This is a genomic window from Paenalcaligenes hermetiae (assembly GCF_039543645.1).
GTDB lineage: Bacteria > Pseudomonadota > Gammaproteobacteria > Burkholderiales > Burkholderiaceae_B > Paenalcaligenes > Paenalcaligenes hermetiae.
Genome location: NZ_BAABKD010000002.1, coordinates 53,277 through 70,945, shown reverse-complemented (window position 1 = coordinate 70,945; position 17,669 = coordinate 53,277). Strand labels below are relative to the sequence as shown.

Annotated in this window: 19 protein-coding genes; 6 read left to right on the top strand and 13 right to left on the bottom strand. The window is 48.3% G+C overall.

Translation table 11 applies throughout. The features are described 5' to 3' along the window. Positions 1 to 3 precede the first annotated feature (3 nt). The 6 genes from adk to ABD980_RS01955 form a co-directional block, all read right to left on the bottom strand. The gene (gene adk / locus ABD980_RS01980; RefSeq protein ID WP_345369226.1) at positions 4 to 660 is read right to left on the bottom strand and encodes an adenylate kinase; all 657 of its coding nucleotides are present in this window, start codon (positions 658 to 660) and stop codon (positions 4 to 6) included. 99 nt (positions 661 to 759) lie between these two features. Next, complete coding sequence (kdsB, locus tag ABD980_RS01975) at positions 760 to 1,524, bottom strand: 3-deoxy-manno-octulosonate cytidylyltransferase (RefSeq protein WP_345369224.1); 765 nt, start codon at positions 1,522 to 1,524, stop codon at positions 760 to 762. 9 nt (positions 1,525 to 1,533) lie between these two features. Beyond that, positions 1,534 to 1,707 (bottom strand): Trm112 family protein, encoded by a 174-nt coding sequence (locus ABD980_RS01970; protein ID WP_300647618.1) that lies wholly within the window; start codon positions 1,705 to 1,707, stop codon positions 1,534 to 1,536. Between the two features lie 19 nt (positions 1,708 to 1,726). Further along, entirely contained in the window at positions 1,727 to 2,776 is a 1,050-nt protein-coding gene (lpxK, locus tag ABD980_RS01965) for a tetraacyldisaccharide 4'-kinase (RefSeq protein ID WP_345369222.1), read from the bottom strand. After that, on the bottom strand, positions 2,773 to 3,171 hold the full coding sequence (locus ABD980_RS01960; protein ID WP_300647612.1) for an ExbD/TolR family protein: 399 nt from the start codon (positions 3,169 to 3,171) through the stop codon (positions 2,773 to 2,775). Before ABD980_RS01960 ends, lpxK begins: the two co-directional genes overlap by 4 nt. After that, positions 3,168 to 3,770 (bottom strand): MotA/TolQ/ExbB proton channel family protein, encoded by a 603-nt coding sequence (locus ABD980_RS01955; protein ID WP_345369220.1) that lies wholly within the window; start codon positions 3,768 to 3,770, stop codon positions 3,168 to 3,170. The genes ABD980_RS01960 and ABD980_RS01955 overlap by 4 nt, the downstream gene beginning before the upstream one ends. 57 nt (positions 3,771 to 3,827) lie before the next feature. Here ABD980_RS01955 and xseA point away from each other — a divergent pair, with 57 nt between their 5' ends. From xseA to pcaF, 3 genes are all read left to right on the top strand, one after another. Beyond that, positions 3,828 to 5,165, top strand: a complete 1,338-nt coding sequence (gene xseA, locus ABD980_RS01950) for an exodeoxyribonuclease VII large subunit (RefSeq protein WP_345369218.1) — start codon at positions 3,828 to 3,830, stop codon at positions 5,163 to 5,165. A gap of 42 nt (positions 5,166 to 5,207) precedes the next feature. Continuing rightward, entirely contained in the window at positions 5,208 to 5,789 is a 582-nt protein-coding gene (gene sodB / locus ABD980_RS01945; RefSeq protein ID WP_260649559.1) for a superoxide dismutase [Fe], read from the top strand. A gap of 173 nt (positions 5,790 to 5,962) precedes the next feature. Next, positions 5,963 to 7,165: a 3-oxoadipyl-CoA thiolase gene (pcaF, locus tag ABD980_RS01940; protein WP_345369215.1), complete on the top strand. Its 1,203-nt coding sequence runs from the start codon at positions 5,963 to 5,965 to the stop codon at positions 7,163 to 7,165. A gap of 36 nt (positions 7,166 to 7,201) precedes the next feature. Here pcaF and ABD980_RS01935 read toward each other — a convergent pair whose 3' ends face one another. Together ABD980_RS01935 and ABD980_RS01930 are read right to left on the bottom strand one after the other, a co-directional pair. After that, positions 7,202 to 7,657, bottom strand: a complete 456-nt coding sequence (locus ABD980_RS01935) for a DUF192 domain-containing protein (RefSeq protein ID WP_345369213.1) — start codon at positions 7,655 to 7,657, stop codon at positions 7,202 to 7,204. A gap of 36 nt (positions 7,658 to 7,693) precedes the next feature. Next, complete coding sequence (locus tag ABD980_RS01930; protein ID WP_260649562.1) at positions 7,694 to 7,933, bottom strand: cold-shock protein; 240 nt, start codon at positions 7,931 to 7,933, stop codon at positions 7,694 to 7,696. Between the two features lie 167 nt (positions 7,934 to 8,100). Between ABD980_RS01930 and clpS the strand changes: the two genes are divergently transcribed. Together clpS and clpA are read left to right on the top strand one after the other, a co-directional pair. Next, on the top strand, positions 8,101 to 8,421 hold the full coding sequence (clpS, locus tag ABD980_RS01925; RefSeq protein WP_260649563.1) for an ATP-dependent Clp protease adapter ClpS: 321 nt from the start codon (positions 8,101 to 8,103) through the stop codon (positions 8,419 to 8,421). A gap of 103 nt (positions 8,422 to 8,524) precedes the next feature. Further along, entirely contained in the window at positions 8,525 to 10,873 is a 2,349-nt protein-coding gene (clpA, locus tag ABD980_RS01920) for an ATP-dependent Clp protease ATP-binding subunit ClpA (RefSeq protein WP_345369210.1), read from the top strand. A 54-nt stretch (positions 10,874 to 10,927) separates the two neighbouring features. On the opposite strand, the gene dut is transcribed toward clpA, so the two are convergent. From dut to ABD980_RS01895, 5 genes are read right to left on the bottom strand one after another with little or no spacing between them, the layout of a single operon-like run. Next, positions 10,928 to 11,377, bottom strand: coding sequence for a dUTP diphosphatase (gene dut, locus ABD980_RS01915; protein ID WP_260649565.1), 450 nt, complete (start codon positions 11,375 to 11,377; stop codon positions 10,928 to 10,930). Between the two features lie 17 nt (positions 11,378 to 11,394). Next, on the bottom strand, positions 11,395 to 12,591 hold the full coding sequence (gene coaBC, locus ABD980_RS01910; protein ID WP_345369207.1) for a bifunctional phosphopantothenoylcysteine decarboxylase/phosphopantothenate--cysteine ligase CoaBC: 1,197 nt from the start codon (positions 12,589 to 12,591) through the stop codon (positions 11,395 to 11,397). Further along, positions 12,572 to 13,123: a signal peptidase II gene (gene lspA, locus ABD980_RS01905; RefSeq protein ID WP_377536161.1), complete on the bottom strand. Its 552-nt coding sequence runs from the start codon at positions 13,121 to 13,123 to the stop codon at positions 12,572 to 12,574. The genes coaBC and lspA overlap by 20 nt, the downstream gene beginning before the upstream one ends. Then, positions 13,110 to 15,950, bottom strand: coding sequence for an isoleucine--tRNA ligase (gene ileS / locus ABD980_RS01900; RefSeq protein WP_345369639.1), 2,841 nt, complete (start codon positions 15,948 to 15,950; stop codon positions 13,110 to 13,112). The genes lspA and ileS overlap by 14 nt, the downstream gene beginning before the upstream one ends. Then, on the bottom strand, positions 15,940 to 16,905 hold the full coding sequence (locus ABD980_RS01895) for a bifunctional riboflavin kinase/FAD synthetase (RefSeq protein WP_260649567.1): 966 nt from the start codon (positions 16,903 to 16,905) through the stop codon (positions 15,940 to 15,942). Before ABD980_RS01895 ends, ileS begins: the two co-directional genes overlap by 11 nt. Before the next feature lie 41 nt (positions 16,906 to 16,946). Between ABD980_RS01895 and purN the strand changes: the two genes are divergently transcribed. Beyond that, on the top strand, positions 16,947 to 17,597 hold the full coding sequence (gene purN / locus ABD980_RS01890) for a phosphoribosylglycinamide formyltransferase (RefSeq protein WP_345369205.1): 651 nt from the start codon (positions 16,947 to 16,949) through the stop codon (positions 17,595 to 17,597). Positions 17,598 to 17,669 lie beyond the last annotated feature (72 nt).

Here is a 17,669-nt window from a genome sequence, read left to right as displayed (position 1 = left end):
AACTTAGGACTTAAGTGCCTCTAGGATACGGTTACGTATTTCTTCTACCGAGCCCACGCCTTCGATTTTAATATATTTGGGGGCGTTTGCATCACCAGATTGTGCCCAGCTTGAGTAATAGTCCACTAGAGGGCGCGTTTGGTTTTGATAGACATCTAAGCGATTACGTACGGTTTCTTCACTATCGTCATCGCGTTGAATTAAATCCTCGCCGGTAAGATCGTCTTTGCCCTCGACCTTAGGCGGGTTGAATTTAATGTGATAGGAGCGACCGCTAGCGGGATGGACACGACGACCACTAATGCGTTCAATGATTTGCTCTGCAGGTACGTCAATTTCAATCACGTAGTCCAACGAGACATTGGCCTCTTTAAGAGCATCTGCCTGAGGAATGGTACGTGGGAACCCGTCAAATAGGTAACCGTTTTCACAGTCAGCTTGCTGCAGACGGTCACGTACCAGTCCGATGATTAAATCATCTGATACAAGACCGCCCGCATCCATGACTTTTTTGGCTTCGATGCCAAGAGGGGTTTGGGCTTTGACTGCAGCACGCAGCATATCACCAGTAGAAATTTGAGGAATGTTAAATTCCTCGACGATAAAAGCGGCTTGTGTGCCTTTTCCAGCCCCGGGAGGGCCAAGTAGAATCAGGCGCATAGCGTCCTCCTGTAAATGGTATTTAGCCGATGATTTAGCACATATTTAACCATGCAAAGGTGTATGTTTAAGTGCAAAAACCAATAGGCAAAACCTTGTTTATAACCGATTTTGAAAAATTTCGCGCACCTTATCGAGATCCGCTGGGGTGTCTACACCCTGTGCCGGCGCTTGGGGGATCTGATAAACACAGATACTAAAGCCATTTTCTAGGGCCCGAAGCTGTTCTAGTGACTCATGCTTTTCTAGAGGGCCACGGACCAGATGGGGAAATTGGCGCAGAAAGCTGGCTCGATAAGCGTAAATGCCAATATGATGCAGCGCGCCCAGATTGGGAGCCATGAGATTGGGGTGCTGTTGCATGGCATCTCGAGCCCAGGGAATAGGTGCCCGTGAAAAATAGAGGGCATGACCGGTTAGATTGCAAACCACTTTTACGTGATTAGGATTAAAAAAATCCGCATCATGATTAAATGGCGTAGCAATGGTAGCAATGGCCGCATTGGGGTGCTGCTGTAGGTGGGAGGCGATCGCATTGATGAGCTCAGGCGCGATGAGGGGTTCATCACCCTGTACATTCACGACGATTTCGTCGTCCTTTAGCCCCAGTAAATCGACGGCCTCAGCTAGCCGATCTGTGCCGGTAGGGTGATCCGCTCGTGTAAGTAAATGGGGAATCCCGTAGGGCTGTATGGCATCAATGACTTGTTGGCTATCGGTGGCCACATAGATGGATTGTGCCGCGGATTGGCCCACTTGCTCTGCGGTGCGTACTACCATGGGTTTGCCGCCGATATCTGCTAAAGGCTTATTAGGCAGTCGGGTCGAGGCTAAACGCGCAGGAATAATGGCAGTAAAAGACATAAGCGTAATTTAGGTTTGATCGGATAGCGTGATGGCTTCGCTGCTGAGCATGATTGGGATACCATCGCGAATGGGGTAAGCAAGTTTGTCAGCAGGGCAAACTAGTTGTTGCTGGGCAGCATTGTGTTCGAGCTTACCCTTGCAAAGTGGGCAAACTAGAATAGCAAGTAAATGGGGTTCCATCATTGATTCTCTCTATGTTTTAGCCTAGCAGGGTCAGCTCATGCAGCTTTTGTTCTAGATCAACGAGCCATGTGCTAGGGGTGAACTGGGGGGCAACATGCACCACCCAGATTCTTGGGTCTGATATATCGGTGCATTTTACGGCATCTTTAGCAGTAATTAACAGTATAGAGGCGGTTTGTTGACTAAAGGTGGAGGCAGCAATTGGATGATGGTCAGCATGAGCGATACATTGCTCAAGCTGTAAGCCAGCTTGTTCTAGCATAGAAAAAAAGCGTTGTGGCTGTCCAATAGCGGCTAAAGCGGTCATTGAGCATTGGCGATACTGTGCTAACCAGTCGCCAAAAGTGAGCCGTTTTCCTGTGTGTAACTGTTGCATTTGAGTTGCTTGTAAGCGCATTGTGACAGAGCGATTTGCTGTGGTAGGAGCTGGTGTGGCAGGCATGGAGCTCCGAGCGGGTAATTGCGTAATGAGCCAATCAGCATGCTGTAAGCGCGAAGGGGGTTCTCGTAATGGTCCAGCTGGTAAGACTAAGCCGTTTCCTATACCACGTTGGTCTTGCACAATAATTTCAATATCTCGTGGTAACGCCTGGTGTTGAAGTCCATCGTCCGCAATGACCACATTGACCTCTGGGTGTTGCTGACAAAGAGCGGTAAGTGCTTGAACGCGCTGGGGATGGACGGCAATGGGCACACCTGTTTGTTGAGCGATAAGGCTGGGCTCATCGCCAAAATCTGCAGCAGATAAAATGCCTTGACCCACTCTAGCTGGTCCGTTAATGGTCACGCCATAGCCACGACTAATAATTCCAGGTTGCCAACCTTGATTTTTGAGATACTCACAGAGTGCGAGAACGACAGGCGTTTTGCCTGCCCCACCAACAATAATATTACCTACGACAATAATCGGTGGAGCGCTAAAGGGGAGCTGAGCACGAGGTTGCTGGGATTGATACTTAATATAGTATTGGGCTAGTTTGCTTAGGGGACGCATAACTAGGCTAAACACGCCTTTTTTGCTCCACTGTTGATGTAGCCATGATTCAATTTGGGCTTGCAGTTTCATTGTTGTGTGACAAAGCTGATTTTTTCAAATTGTGCATGACGAGCGGCTTCGAGAGCCTCTATAACCACGGCATGACGAGCGTTGGCATCAGCATAAATCAACACAGAGGTCTTATTGGGCAGTGCCGTTAACGCCTCGCTAAGAGCATCATGCCCTTGACTTAAAAAGCGACCATTTAAAGCAAACTGTCCATCTTGGCTAATGGCAAGCACATGGCTTTCAGGACTAAGACTCGGTCCTTCTGCGCTTGGTAGTTGCACAGGGATTTCGTGGAGTTGGTTAAAGGTGGTGGTCGCTGTAATAAAGATAAGCACCACCAATAAAATATCGATAAGGGGGATAAAATCCACTCGGACCTCATCAGTGGAAAATGTATGTCGGCGCCGAAAATTCATGATAGTTGGCTAAGAAAGCGGTTGAAACGACTAGCCTCTATTTCTAGGCGATGAAGTAAATAATCACTACGTGAACGATAATAGCGGTGTGCAATCAAAGTCGGTACAGCGATGATAATGCCAAAGCCTGTGTTATAGAGTGCCATAGAAATCCCATTGGCTAATAACGTCGGGTCACTGCCCTGAGGTTGATACGAAGCGAAAATCTCAATCATACCGACTACGGTGCCAAATAAGCCCAATAAGGGGGCGATAACCGCGATAGTCCCTAAGGCTGGCAGGTATCGGTTTAGCTGGAAATAGACCTCGCTGCCGGCATCTTCGGCAGCGTGTTGGCGTACCGTTTCAGGTTGGTCTTTGTTTTGTAATAAGTTGGCGTAGATATGTCCCAACGCATTGGTTTTTTTTAAGCGTTGAATTTGCTCTGCGTTGGGGTGTGTTTGCCGCGCGAGCTCGTAGGCATGATCGCGTGCTGCAGCTGAAAATACCGCGGCACTGCGCAAACTAATCCCTCGCTCTATAATTAATGCTAGGCCTATAATGGAACACAGTAATAAAAACCAAATCGGCCAACCTGCGGCTTGAATAATACTTAGCACGTGTAAATCCTTTTTGTGTTGAATACAGCCATTACGATTTATACCAAGGGAGTGAACTTGTATTCTACTGCGAATTCTACAACGCGTAGTCTGACAGTGAGTCAGCTTAACCGTCATATTGCTGCTTTGCTCGAGCAGCAGGTGGGACGCATATGGGTAGAAGGGGAGATTTCCAATTTTACCCAAGCCGCATCCGGCCATTGGTATTTCACCATCAAAGATGAAAGAGCGGCTGTTAAAGCGGTGATGTTTAGGGGGCGTGCTTTGCGAGTGGGCTTTATGCCTAAACAGGGTGAAAAGTATCGTTTTTATGCTGCGGTGACGCTTTATGAGCCTCGGGGGGATTATCAGCTCCAGGTCGAAAGCTTACAGCGAGCTGGCTTAGGGGATTTGCATGCCGAGTTTGAGCGCTTAAAACAAAAATTAGCAGATGAGGGTTTATTTGACTCTGCCTCTAAAAAAACGCCGTGTCGTGTACCACAACGTATTGGGGTGGTGACCTCTTTAGCCGCAGCCGCCTTACGTGATGTGTTAACTACGATGCGCCGTCGGGCACCCCATGTCGAGGTGTATGTCTACCCTGCCGCCGTTCAAGGGGAGGAGGCTCAGGAGCAATTATGTACAGCATTAGGTAAAGCTATTGCCGATCAAGCCGTAGACACCATTTTATTGGTTCGTGGTGGCGGTAGCCTCGAGGACTTATGGAGCTTTAATAGCGAGCGCTTAGCACGCTTGATAAAAGCGAGTCCTATCCCCATTATTAGTGGGGTAGGGCATGAAACTGATGTGACCATTGCTGATTTCGTCGCCGATGTGCGAGCACCTACTCCTACTGCTGCTGCCGAGCTATGCTGTGCGAGCCAAGCGCAAAGTAACGCGGATCTACTAGGGTTATTTAGGCGCTTACAGCAATGTCAGGCTAGAATACTAGAGCGTGCTAGCTTGCGCTTGGATCGAGCCACTGGGCGGTTAGTATCCCCTGAGCAGCGTATTTTGCATAGGCGTCAGCAGCTGCAGCAGCTTGTAGCGCGCATGCAAAGAAGCGCCACGATCCAACCACAACAGCAGCAATTACGTTACTTGCAGCATAGGTTGTTACGTTGTGTGCCACAGACGCAAGGGGCTCGGCAGCAGGTTGTTTTGGCGCAAAAGCGTTTACAGCCCTTGGTGCAGCAGCAGCTACAGCAGCACCAACAGCGCTTGCGAGCGGTATGCCATACCTTACATGCTCTTAACCCTGAAGCCATTGTGGACCGTGGCTATGCGATTGTGCGTAATCAGCACGGAGACATTATTAAACGTTCGGTAGACGTACAGGCTAACGAACCCTTACATATTCAGTTGGCACAAGGCCACCTGCTTGTTAAGCTAAAACAAAAGCACGATTTGCTTTGAATAACAACGCTAATTATTAGCACAACTTAGAAGGAACTAAACATGGCTTTTACCCTTCCAGAATTACCTTACGCTTTGGATGCACTTGCTCCCCATATCTCCAAAGAAACTTTGGAATATCACTACGGCAAACACCACCAAACTTACGTTACCAACCTAAATAACCTGATCGAAGGCACAGACATGGCCAACGACAGCTTAGAAGACATTGTGAAAAAGTCTTCTGGTGGTGTTTTCAATAATGCGGCCCAGGTATGGAATCACACGTTCTATTGGAACAGCATGTCCCCTAATGGTGGTGGCGAGCCTACCGGTGCTTTGGCTGATGCCATCAATGCTAAATGGGGCAGCTTTGATAACTTCAAAGCCGAGTTCAACAAATCGGCCGCTGGCAACTTTGGTTCAGGTTGGACCTGGTTGGTGAAGAAAACCGATGGTACGGTGGATATTGTTAACACTAGCAATGCCGCAACGCCCTTAACCACAGACGATGTGGCGTTGTTAACCTGTGACGTATGGGAACATGCGTATTACATTGATACCCGCAACTCCCGCCCACAATATCTAGAAAACTTCTGGAAAGTGGTGAACTGGGACTTTGCAGCGAAAAACTTTGGTGCTTAAACCAGAACTAGCATAAAGAACCCCGCCTTGAGCGGGGTTTTTTGTATGCGTCTCAGGGAAATTGCCTAGCGAATGAGTGACCGTTATTTGGACAATTAGGTTATGATTTTTGATTTGATACTGTATAAGTTTAAAATACAGATAATTTGAGTCATATTCTTTTAGGAGACAGTATGAGCGAAGCTTTTATTTGTGACGGATTACGTACGCCCTTCGGACGATATGGAGGGAGCCTGGCCCAAGTACGTGCCGATGATTTAGGAGCCGTACCGTTACAAGCTTTAATGCAGCGTTACCCACAAGCTGATTGGAGTCAAGTGGATGATGTGCTTTATGGCTGTGCGAACCAAGCCGGAGAAGACAACCGCAACGTCGCTCGTATGTCTGCATTGTTAGCGGGCTTACCGATTGATGTGCCTGGCATGACAATTAACCGTTTATGTGGTTCAGGGATGGACGCAATTGGCTCGGCAGCGCGTGCTATTCGTGCCGGTGATGCCCAGTTTATGTTAGCAGGTGGTGTAGAAAGCATGAGCCGCGCACCATTTGTAATGCCTAAAGCCAGTGCGGCTTTTACGCGGGATAATGCGGTGTATGACACAACCATTGGCTGGCGTTTTGTTAATCCTTTGATGCAAAAGCAATATGGGATCGACTCAATGCCTGAGACAGCAGAGAATGTGGCCGATCAGTTTGGCATATCGCGCGAAGATCAAGACGCTTTTGCACTACGTAGTCAACAGCGTACTGCTGCAGCCCAGGCTGCGGGTATTCTAGCCGAAGAGATCACCCCAGTGACGGTGCCGCAGCGTCGTGGCGATGCATTGGTGGTGGATAAAGATGAGCATCCTCGGGAAACCACTCTCGAAGCGTTGGCAAAGCTTCGTCCTATTGTGCGCGCGGATGGTACGATTACAGCTGGGAATGCTTCTGGGGTTAATGATGGCGCTGCCGCTTTAATTATCGCGTCAGAGGCAGCAGCTAAGCAACATGGCTTTACCCCTAAGGCACGCGTTGTCGCCATGGTAAATGCCGGTGTAGAGCCGCGCATTATGGGTATTGGTCCTGAGCCTGCCACACGTAAGTTATTAGCGTTAACGGGTTTAACCTTGGATCAAATTGATGTGATTGAACTCAATGAGGCATTTGCAGCGCAAGGTTTAGCCGTGCTGCGAGGTTTAGGTTTGGCAGATGATGACCCACGCGTCAATATTAATGGTGGTGCCATCTCCCTAGGTCATCCTTTGGGCGCCAGCGGGGCGCGTATTGTGATGGCGGCCGTTAATCAGCTACAGCGCTCACAGGGGCGTTATGCTATTTGTACAATGTGTATAGGGGTGGGGCAAGGGATCGCGATTTTACTGGAACGCGTTTAAGCGGTAATAAAAAGGCTTGGTCAAACCAAGCCTTTTTTACTTAGGTAACTGTTGGACCTGATCCCCTGGTTGGATACCATGCTTTTGAAACCAGCCTTGTTCCATTTCTAAAGCATAACGAATTGGCTGTGTGGGGCAATGGGATGCCAAGTCAAAGGGCTGCATGTGCTCGATATTCGTGATTTTGCCCTTGGTATCAATAAAAGCAATACTCAAAGGTAAGGGTGTGTTTTTCATCCAAAAGCAAATACGGCTTGGTTGTTCGAACACAAAGAGCATGCCATGATCGGGGGGGAGCTCTAAGCGATGCATTAAGCCTTGTGCCCGTTGGGCTTCTGTTTGCGCGATTTCCGCGTTTAGGCTTTTGTTATTGATTGTTAGTGTAGTAATGTTAGGATGGTTTTGCGCCCAACTCCATTTATATATAACCAAAAACAATAAAACAAAAAAATAAAAAACAGGGCGCTTAAGCCCTGCAAACACAAATGTCATTTTTTTATATACTGAAAATAAATAGGGCGAGAGGTGCTAAGCTGAAGTAATATTTAACGCCTGCTGACCTTTTGGCCCCTGAGCAATTTCAAAAGTGACTTTTTGACCCTCTTTGAGTGTTTTAAAGCCGTTCATTTGAATAGAAGAAAAATGAGCAAAAAGGTCTTCGCCACCATTATCTGGGGTAATAAAACCAAAGCCTTTGGCATCATTAAACCATTTAACAGTACCGGAGATTTTTTCGCTACCCCCGTTGGCGGTGATGATATCTGACATGCTAACAGCCTCTCGACAATATAAATGAAAAACAGTAGTAGGAAGGTGTCAGCTTCCTAGCTTAATCCAGAAGCAAGACATAAATGTTAAAATCTGCTATTAGGATTAGTTTAATAATGCTTAATAACCTTTGATCCCGTCAACTATGGAAATTACCTAGTTTGATTATGAGCACAAATACGACAATAGATAAAGAAAAACTAAAGGCGGAATTAACCGTAGATATGGTTCCGCCCCCTTTGTATCAGGTCATCATGCTAAATGATGATTTTACGACGATGGATTTTGTCGTAGATGTGTTGATGCATGTGTTTAGAAAAAGTGCCGACGAAGCCGAGCGCATTATGTTGACCATTCACTATCAAGGTCGGGCGGTCTGTGGCATATACCCCAAGGATATCGCTGCCACACGTATTCATCAGGTTCACCAACTCGCTCAGCAAGCACAACACCCTTTGAAATGTATTATGGAGCCGGTACCGGCCTAAATAGCCCTAATAGATGTGGGTTTTTTTATGAAAAACCCTTTAAAGATTCTAAATAGGCTCTATGATAGAGATATGAAATTATGTTTACCGTGAAGGAGGATACATGATCTCCGAAGAATTAGAAGTCAGTCTGCACATGGCCTTTGTCGAGGCCCGTGCTGCGCGCCATGAATTTATCACGGTAGAGCACTTGCTGTTGTCCTTGCTAGATAATGCGGCAGCGGTTGATGTGCTTCGCGCTTGTGCTGCCGATATTCCCGCATTACGTCAACATTTACGTAAATATATTGCGGATAATACGCCTATTGTCGAGGGCAAAGACGAAGTCGACACTCAGCCCACATTAGGCTTTCAGCGTGTGATTCAGCGCGCCATTATGCATGTGTCTTCCAGCTCCACTACGAAAACAGAGGTCACTGGGGCTCATGTGCTAGTAGCTATGTATGGCGAAAAAGACTCGCATGCGATTTATTATTTGCATCAACAGGGCATTACCCGTTTGGATATGGTGAATTACCTTTCACATGGGATTGCAAAGAATAATTCTCATCAGCCCATGGCTCAGCAGCCAGAGGATGGCACTGCAGGGGGGGCATCCCAACCGCAGTCACGTTCTCAAGCGGGTGGTGCAGAGCAAAAATCGCCCCTTGATCTCTACACCTCAAACTTAAATCACATGGCGCAGCAGGGGCGTATTGACCCCTTAATTGGTCGTGATAAAGAAATTGAGCGTGTAATTCAGGTTTTATGCCGTCGCCGCAAAAATAACCCTTTGCTTGTGGGCGAGGCGGGCGTCGGTAAAACGGCGATTGCCGAGGGCTTGGCTTTACGTATCGTTAATAAGCAAGTGCCCGATGTCTTGGCTGACACTGTGGTGTATGCGCTGGATATGGGGGCTTTGCTCGCGGGTACTAAATATCGAGGCGATTTTGAGCAACGTTTAAAAGCGGTGTTGGCCGACTTAAACAAACACCAAGGCTCAGTGCTGTTCATTGATGAGATCCACACCTTGATTGGTGCAGGTTCCGCTTCGGGGGGCGCGCTTGATGCCTCTAATTTACTTAAACCGGCTTTGTCCTCAGGGCAGCTTAAATGCATGGGAGCCACGACGTATACAGAATATCGTGGCATATTTGAAAAAGACCATGCGCTATCACGCCGCTTTCAAAAAGTGGATGTGGTGGAGCCTACCGTAGAGGAAACCGTTCAAATCTTGCGCGGTTTAAAGCCTTATTTTGAAAAGCATCATGGTGTGCGCTATACCCAGTCAGCACTAAGTGCTGCTGCTGAGCTGGCTGCACGCCATATTAGCGATCGCTTTTTGCCTGATAAAGCCATTGATGTGATTGACGAGGCGGGAGCAGCGCAACGTTTGCTACCCCCATCTCGCCAGAAAAAAACAATCAGCAAAACCGATATTCAAGCAGTGGTGGCACAAATTGCTCGGATCCCACCTCAAAATGTCTCCACTGATGATCGCAATAAGCTAGCTACGTTAGAGCGTGATCTGAATACCGTAGTTTTTGGTCAAGCTAAAGCCATCGAGGCTCTGGCCGCATCGATTAAGATGGCGCGCTCAGGGTTGGGGCGTCCAGATAAGCCTATTGGTTCTTTCCTCTTTTCAGGGCCTACAGGTGTGGGTAAGACCGAGGTGGCTCGTCAGCTGGCATATGTGTTGGGGATTGAGCTTTTGCGCTTTGATATGTCAGAGTACATGGAGCGCCATACCGTTTCCCGTTTGATTGGGGCGCCTCCAGGCTATGTGGGTTTTGATCAAGGGGGCTTATTGACTGAAGCCGTTACCAAACACCCGCATTGTGTTTTGTTATTAGACGAGATCGAAAAAGCACACCCAGATGTGTATAACATCTTGCTTCAGGTCATGGATCATGGCACGTTAACAGATAATAATGGGCGTAAAGCAGATTTCCGTAATGTGATCATTATCATGACCACTAACGCTGGTGCCGAGGCGCTCAGCAAAAATACGATCGGTTTTGCGAATAAGCGCGAGTCCGGTGACGAAATGCAGGCAATTAAACGCTTGTTTACCCCCGAATTCCGTAACCGTTTGGATGCTATTATTCCGTTTGCTCCGCTGTCTCGGGATGTCATCTTACGGGTAGTCGATAAATTCCTATTGCAACTTGAGCAACAGCTTCATGAAAAGCGAGTGGAAATTAGCTTTACAGATGCGGTGCGGGATTATCTAGCTAATAAAGGTTTTGATCCATTAATGGGGGCGAGACCAATGCACCGCTTGATTCAAGACACCATCCGACGTGCTTTGGCCGATGAGCTTTTATTTGGTCGCTTAACGAATGGGGGCGTGGTAACAGTGGATTTAGATCAAGAAGACCAAGTGATTTTGGTATTTGATGATAAGGATTCTGGCTATGACAGTAGTCAACAGCCCACCCCGCAACATCCTGAAGCAGAGCTTATCGATTAGCCAAAGACAAAAACCCCAGCTTAACGCTGGGGTTTTTTGCAAAGTAGAGTGATTTTAATTGGTTCCCGTGCTACCAAAACCGCCGGTGCCGCGCTCGGATTCGCTCTCAAACGATTCGACGATATGGAAGCGGGGTTGCATCACAGGAACAATAACCATTTGCGCAATGCGCTCCATCGGTTCAATCACAAAAGGCGCATCACCACGATTCCACATAGATACCATAAGTGGACCCTGATAATCGGAATCGATTAATCCCACTAAGTTGCCTAATACAATACCGTGTTTATGGCCCAAGCCAGATCGGGGAAGAATCATGGCTGCATAGTTGGGGTCCCCGATATGCATCGCAATCCCCGTGGGGATGAATTGGGTTTGCCCTGGCTCCAGTGTAAGGGGAGCATCAATACAAGCGCGTAAATCTAAGCCTGCTGAGCCAGGGGTGGCGTATTCGGGTAGGGTGGTAACGCGTTGATCTAAAATTTTAATAGCAATGCTTTTCATAGAGAAAGAGGAACAGATTATAAGTAGCGGGCAATATGTTGGACGAGTTGTTGGGCAGCCTTTTGTTTGCTTTGGGCTGGCCATTGTTGATGTCCAGACTCATCAAAAATCATCAGTTGCGTATCATCGGCATCCATAGCCTGTTGGGCTAAGTTGCCCACTAATAAGGGTACGCCTTTGCGTAAACGTTTGGCTTGAGCATGCTCGATAAGCTTTTCTGTTTCAGCGGCAAACCCTACGCAAAAAGGGCGTTGAGCTTGAGGTAAGGCAGCAACATCGGCCAAAATATCTGGATTGGGAGCAAACTCTAGCATAGGGGCGTTTTGTTCAGCATTTTTTTTGATTTTATGCTGGCTTGCATTGGTGACGTACCAGTCTGCCACTGCCGCCACACTAATGAAGACATCCATATTGGGTGCTAGATTCATGACGGTCGCATGCATTTCACGTGCGCTTTGCACCCATTGTCGTTTGGTGCCATAGGGAGCCTCTAGGCGAACCGGGCCAGAGACTAAATGGACTTCGGCGCCGGCTTGATAAGCGGCTTCGGCAATTGCATAGCCCATTTTTCCTGAAGAGCGGTTAGTAATCGTACGAATCGGGTCAATGGGTTCAGCGGTAGGACCTGCGGTAATAAGCACGCGCTTACCAGCCAGTGATTTGGGTTGGAAAAAAGCGATCAGCTCTGCCAAGATCTGCATCGGCTCTAGCATACGTCCATCGCCAATTTCGCCACATGCTTGATCCCCTGAGCCAGGCCCAATCACATGCACGCCATCGGCTTTGAGCTGGGCAATATTGCGTTGCGTGGCGGGGTGAGCCCACATTTCCTTATTCATTGCTGGAGCAATAATAAGAGGGCAGTCACCGCGGGCTACACAAAGGGTGCTGAGCAGATCATCCGCTAAGCCTTGCGCTAAGCGAGCAATAAAATTTGTGCTGGCAGGGGCAATCAATATGGCATCGGCGTCACGGCTAAGATGGATATGAGCCATATTATCTGCGCTGCGATTATCCCATAAATCCGTGTGGACGGGGCGCCCTGATAAGGCTTGAAAAGTCATTGGCGTAATAAACTGCTGAGCGCCGGCTGTCATTACTACGTCAAAGGTGGCGCCTTGATCTTGGGCGCGACGTAAAAACTCTGCGCTTTTATAACAGGCGATGCCGCCCGTTAAGCCGAGAATAATGCGTTTATTTGCTAAGGCTTGCATGGGATTCCTTTGCTTTTTTCTGCTGACGCAAACGAATGAGCTCGTCAAGTATTAACAAAATGGCGCCACAGGTGATAGCGATGTCAGCCACATTAAAAGCGGGAAAATACCAATCGCGCCAATAAAATAAAAGAAAATCGATAACGTGAGCATGCCAGAGGCGATCAATGACATTGCCTAAAGCTCCCCCTAAAATCAGGCTGAGTGCTAGACAAAATCGTGTTTGATGTGGCTGTTTGCGTAACATCTGTATGATCAGTACGGTGGCAACAAAGGCTACCCCTGTAAAGAACCAGCGCTGCCAGCCGGCCCCATCGGCTAAAAAGCTAAAAGCGGCTCCGGGGTTGTAAAGCAGAGTGAAGTCGAAAAAGGGGAGCACGCTCCAACGCTCAGCATAGTTCAATTGGCTGTCAAAATAGTATTTGCTCAGCTGATCAACCACGATAATAGCTAAGGCAATAAAAAGCCAAGCGATAAAGCCCCAACGGGGGGTTGGGGCTTTGGGGGCGGAAGAGGGCTTAAGCGTGCTCACGGACTTCGCCTGGACCTTCTAGGTTTGTCACGCAGCGCCCACATAAAGTGGGATGCTGTGTACTTTGCCCCACATCATGGCTGTGGTGCCAGCAACGGTCACATTTTTGTGCAGTGGTAGGTGTGACCTCGATACGCAAGCTGTCGCCATTATGTACTGTGGCACGTGATACAAGCAAGACAAAGCGTAGATCGTCAGCGAGCTGCGACAATAGGGCATAGTCTTCGCCATTGGCGTAAATGTCGACCTCAGCTGCCAAGGAGGACCCAATTTGCCCAGCACTGCGCACGGCTTCGATTTGACGCATGACTTCAGCACGGATATCGCGGATACGATCCCATTGTGCTTGCAGTGAGGCATTGTCTTGCGCCAATGGAATGTCATGGAAAAGCTCGGTGAAAATGGTTAGCGGTTGCTCTTTACCCACATGCATATCTTTCCAGGCCTCTTCTGCCGTAAACGATAGAATCGGCGCCATGAGCTTGAGAAGGGCGTGAGTGATGTGATAGAGCGCCGTTTGCGCAGAGCGACGGGCATAGCTGTTAGGTTGGGTAGTATAGAGACGGTCTTTGAGGATGTCTAAATAAAACGCACCTAAGTCTTCTGAACAGAAAGTTTGCAAACGCGCCACAATGGGATGGAACTCGTAGACCTCGTAATGCTTTAACGCCTGTGCTTGCATTTGAGCGGTCATGCCTAAAGCATATCGATCGATGTCTAGTAAACGGTCAATAGCAATCCCATCTTTTTCGATGTCAAAGTCGACAATATTGCCTAAAAGGAATTTTAAAGTATTGCGAATACGACGATAGGCCTCGACGACACGTTTGAGAATCTCGTCAGAAATAGAAAGCTCACCCGAGTAGTCTGTGGCGGCTGTCCATAAACGTAAAATTTCCGCACCTAAGGTGTCTGCGATTTCCTGGGGAACCATTACGTTGCCCACCGACTTACTCATTTTGCGGCCTTTGCCATCAACGACAAAACCATGGGTAAGTAGCGCTTTGTAGGGGGCCCGGCCGTACATCATGCAGCCAGTGAGTAAAGATGAGTGGAACCAACCACGGTGCTGGTCTGAGCCTTCTAGGTATAAGTCCGCCGGCCAGGTCAGTTCATCCGCATGGGAACCTTTGATTTGGGGGTCATTATGCCCACCAAGTACCGTAGCATGCGTCGTGCCTGAGTCAAACCACACATCGAGTGTGTCTGTGTTTTTTTCGTATTGGTCGGCTTCGTCGCCCAATAAGTCCGCCGGCTCGATGTTTTGCCAAGCCTCTAAGCCCTCTTTTTCAATACGTTGGGCCACGAGCTCAATGAGCTCAGGAGTACGGGGGTGTAGCTCACCGGTTTCTTTATGTACAAAAAACGCCATCGGAACCCCCCATTGTCGTTGACGCGATAGGGTCCAGTCGGGGCGGTTGGCAATCATGGCGTGTAAGCGAGCCCGACCCCAAGAAGGGTAAAAAGCTGTGTTTTCCACGGCTTCGAGTGCCATGTCACGCAGAGTGCGCCCTGTGCTGTTTTCTACATCCATACCGGCAAACCACTGGCTGGTAGCACGATAGATAATGGGCGTTTTGTGGCGCCAGCAGTGCATATAGCTATGCTGGTGATTTTCTACTTTTAATAATGTGCCTGCTTCATCGAGGGCTTGCACAATATGGGGGTTGGCTTTAAAGATGAACTGTCCCCCAAATAAGGGAAGGCTATCAGCGTAAACACCATTAGCCATTACTGGGGTTAGCATCTCATCGTCGATTAAGCCATGGGCTTTGCAAGACATGAAGTCTTCTACCCCATAAGCCGGTGCAGAGTGTACAACACCAGTACCCGAGTCAAGGGTTACATAGTCAGCCAGATAAACGGGCGCGACGCGATCATAGCCAGCATCAGCTTGGGCGAGAGGATGGTGGAAGTGAATGAGCTCTAAGTTTGCTCCAGCGGTACTAGCCACTATTTCTCCGCTTAAGCCCCATTCCTCTAGGCATTTTTCTACGAGGTCTTTGGCCAGAATGAGCATCGTGCCAGTAGCGCGGGGTTGAGCTAAACGAACTAAGGCATAGTCGAACTCGGGGTGGATATTGAGCGCTTGGTTAGCTGGGATTGTCCAAGGAGTTGTGGTCCAGATAACAATAGCGCCATCCTCAACCTGATCGAGCCCAAAAGCGGCTGCGATTTTTTCTTTTTCGGCAAAAGGAAAAGCGACGTGAATGGAGGGATCTGTACGATCGGCGTACTCCACTTCGGCTTCGGCTAAAGCCGATCTACAGTCAAAACACCAATTAACGGGTTTGAGACCGCGGAAAACAAAGCCTTTTTCCATGATGCGACCCAGCACACGCAGCTCATCGGCTTCGTTGCTGTAGTTCATGGTGAGATAGGGGTTATCCCATTCGCCAAGTACACCCAAACGGATAAAGTCCTCACGCTGACTATTGATTTGTTCTGCAGCATACGCACGGGCTTTGGCTTGGACCTCTTTGACGGGAAGGTTTTTGCCGTAGAGTTTTTCGATTTGGACTTCAATGGGCATCCCATGACAATCCCAGCCCGGCACATACTGTGCGTCGTAACCAGCCATATTACGGCTTTTTACGATAATGTCTTTGAGTACTTTGTTGACCGCATGGCCAATATGAATGGAGCCGTTGGCATAGGGAGGGCCATCATGCAAAACAAATTTTGGGCGGCCTTTACTGGCGGCGCGGATAGCGGCATATACCTTTTTTTCTTGCCATTCTTTCACCCAAGTGGGTTCGCGTTTGGCTAAGTTACCACGCATTGGAAAAGGGGATTCGGGTAGGTTTAAAGTGTTTTTATAGTCCATGGGAGGCAAAATACTCACGAGCGCTGCTAGCATCGTTGTCGATAGCAGCCATCATTGTCTGTAGATCAGGGAATTTTTCTTCGTTTCGTACAAACTGTAGAAACTCAACTTTTACTAGTTTACCGTAAGCGTTTACAACACGGTCTAAAATATGTACTTCTAGCAACAGCTTACCCGCGTCCATGACGGTAGGGCGTACGCCTAAACTAGCAATACCAGGTAAAGGCTGCTCGCCTAAACCGTATAACTTTACTATATATACACCAGAACGGGCAGCGCAACGTGCTGGTACTGGGATATTAAGCGTGGGATAACCAATCGTACGCCCCAGTTTTTGTCCATGCACCACATGCCCACTGATACGGAAAGGGTGGCCCAAAGACTGCTTTACACGTTCTAATTGTCCTTTGGCTAGTGCGGTGCGTATGCTGGAGCTTGAGATGCGCTGCCCCTCGGGCGAGGGCACATCATCTATCGTTTCTACTTGAAAACCATACAGGGCACCGGCCTTTCGCAATAGCTCAATATCACCTTGGCGCTGATGCCCGAATTTGAAGTCTTTACCCACCAGCAGCCACTTGGTATTTAGGCCCTGTACTAAAAGCTCATGTACAAATACCTCGGCCGGTAATGAAGCAAAATCTTGGTTAAAGCGTTGTAAGACAATTTGTTGTGCCCCGTGATGAGCAAGAGCTTGTAATTTATCTCTTAGGGGATTGATCTGGGCAGGGTACAATTCAGGGCGATTCGCTCGCTCGGCAAAATAGGCGCGCGGATGTGGGCTAAAAGTCACCACGGTTGATAGCAGTTGGCGCGCGGCAGCCTCTTGTCGTAAACGTTGCAAAATGGCTTGGTGACCCAGGTGAACCCCATCAAAGTTGCCGATGGTAACGGCACTCGCCGCCTGAGTGTCAAAGCGCGGTAAAGAGCGATAAATAGTAAAGGTAGATTTCACGGGCAAGTTGACTCTTGTCTTGAATACGTTGGAGCAAAAAATTGACGGAATCGAATAAAAAATGCCGCCTGGTTATTTTAATATCAGGGCGTGGTTCGAATATGCAATCCATAGTAGAGACGATAAAAAGCAAACCGCTTCCTGCGGAAGTGGTAGCGGTGATCGCCAATAAGGCCGATGCTCAGGGCATCCAGTGGGCTAAAGACCAAGGCCTTGTGACTGAAATTGTAGAGCATAAACGGTTTGCTGACCGCCAGCAATTTGATAAAAAACTGGCGCAGGTCATTCATCAGTATGAACCTGACTATGTATTACTTGCTGGGTTTATGCGGATTTTAACGCCAGAGTTCGTACAGCAGTTTGAAGGACGTTTGATTAACATCCATCCTTCTTTGTTGCCTTTGTTTCCGGGGTTGCATACGCATCAGCAAGCCATTGATGCTGAGTTACAATGGCATGGTTGCACCGTGCATTTTGTGACTCCAGTGTTAGACCATGGGCCTATTATCGCCCAAGGGATTGTGCCTGTACACCATGATGACACGGCAGAGCGCTTGGCTGAGCGATTGTTACCTATAGAGCACCATGTTTATAACCAAGTAGTAGAGTGGCTAGCTGAGGGTCGCGTTCGATTATTACCTAATGGACGGGTTCAGGTTTCTGATCAGCCACATCGTGCCTTTGTGGCTTAACTTTTAAATAAAACTATGACAACACAACGTCCAACTCGTAAAAAAAACACGTTTTCGAAACGATCTGCACAT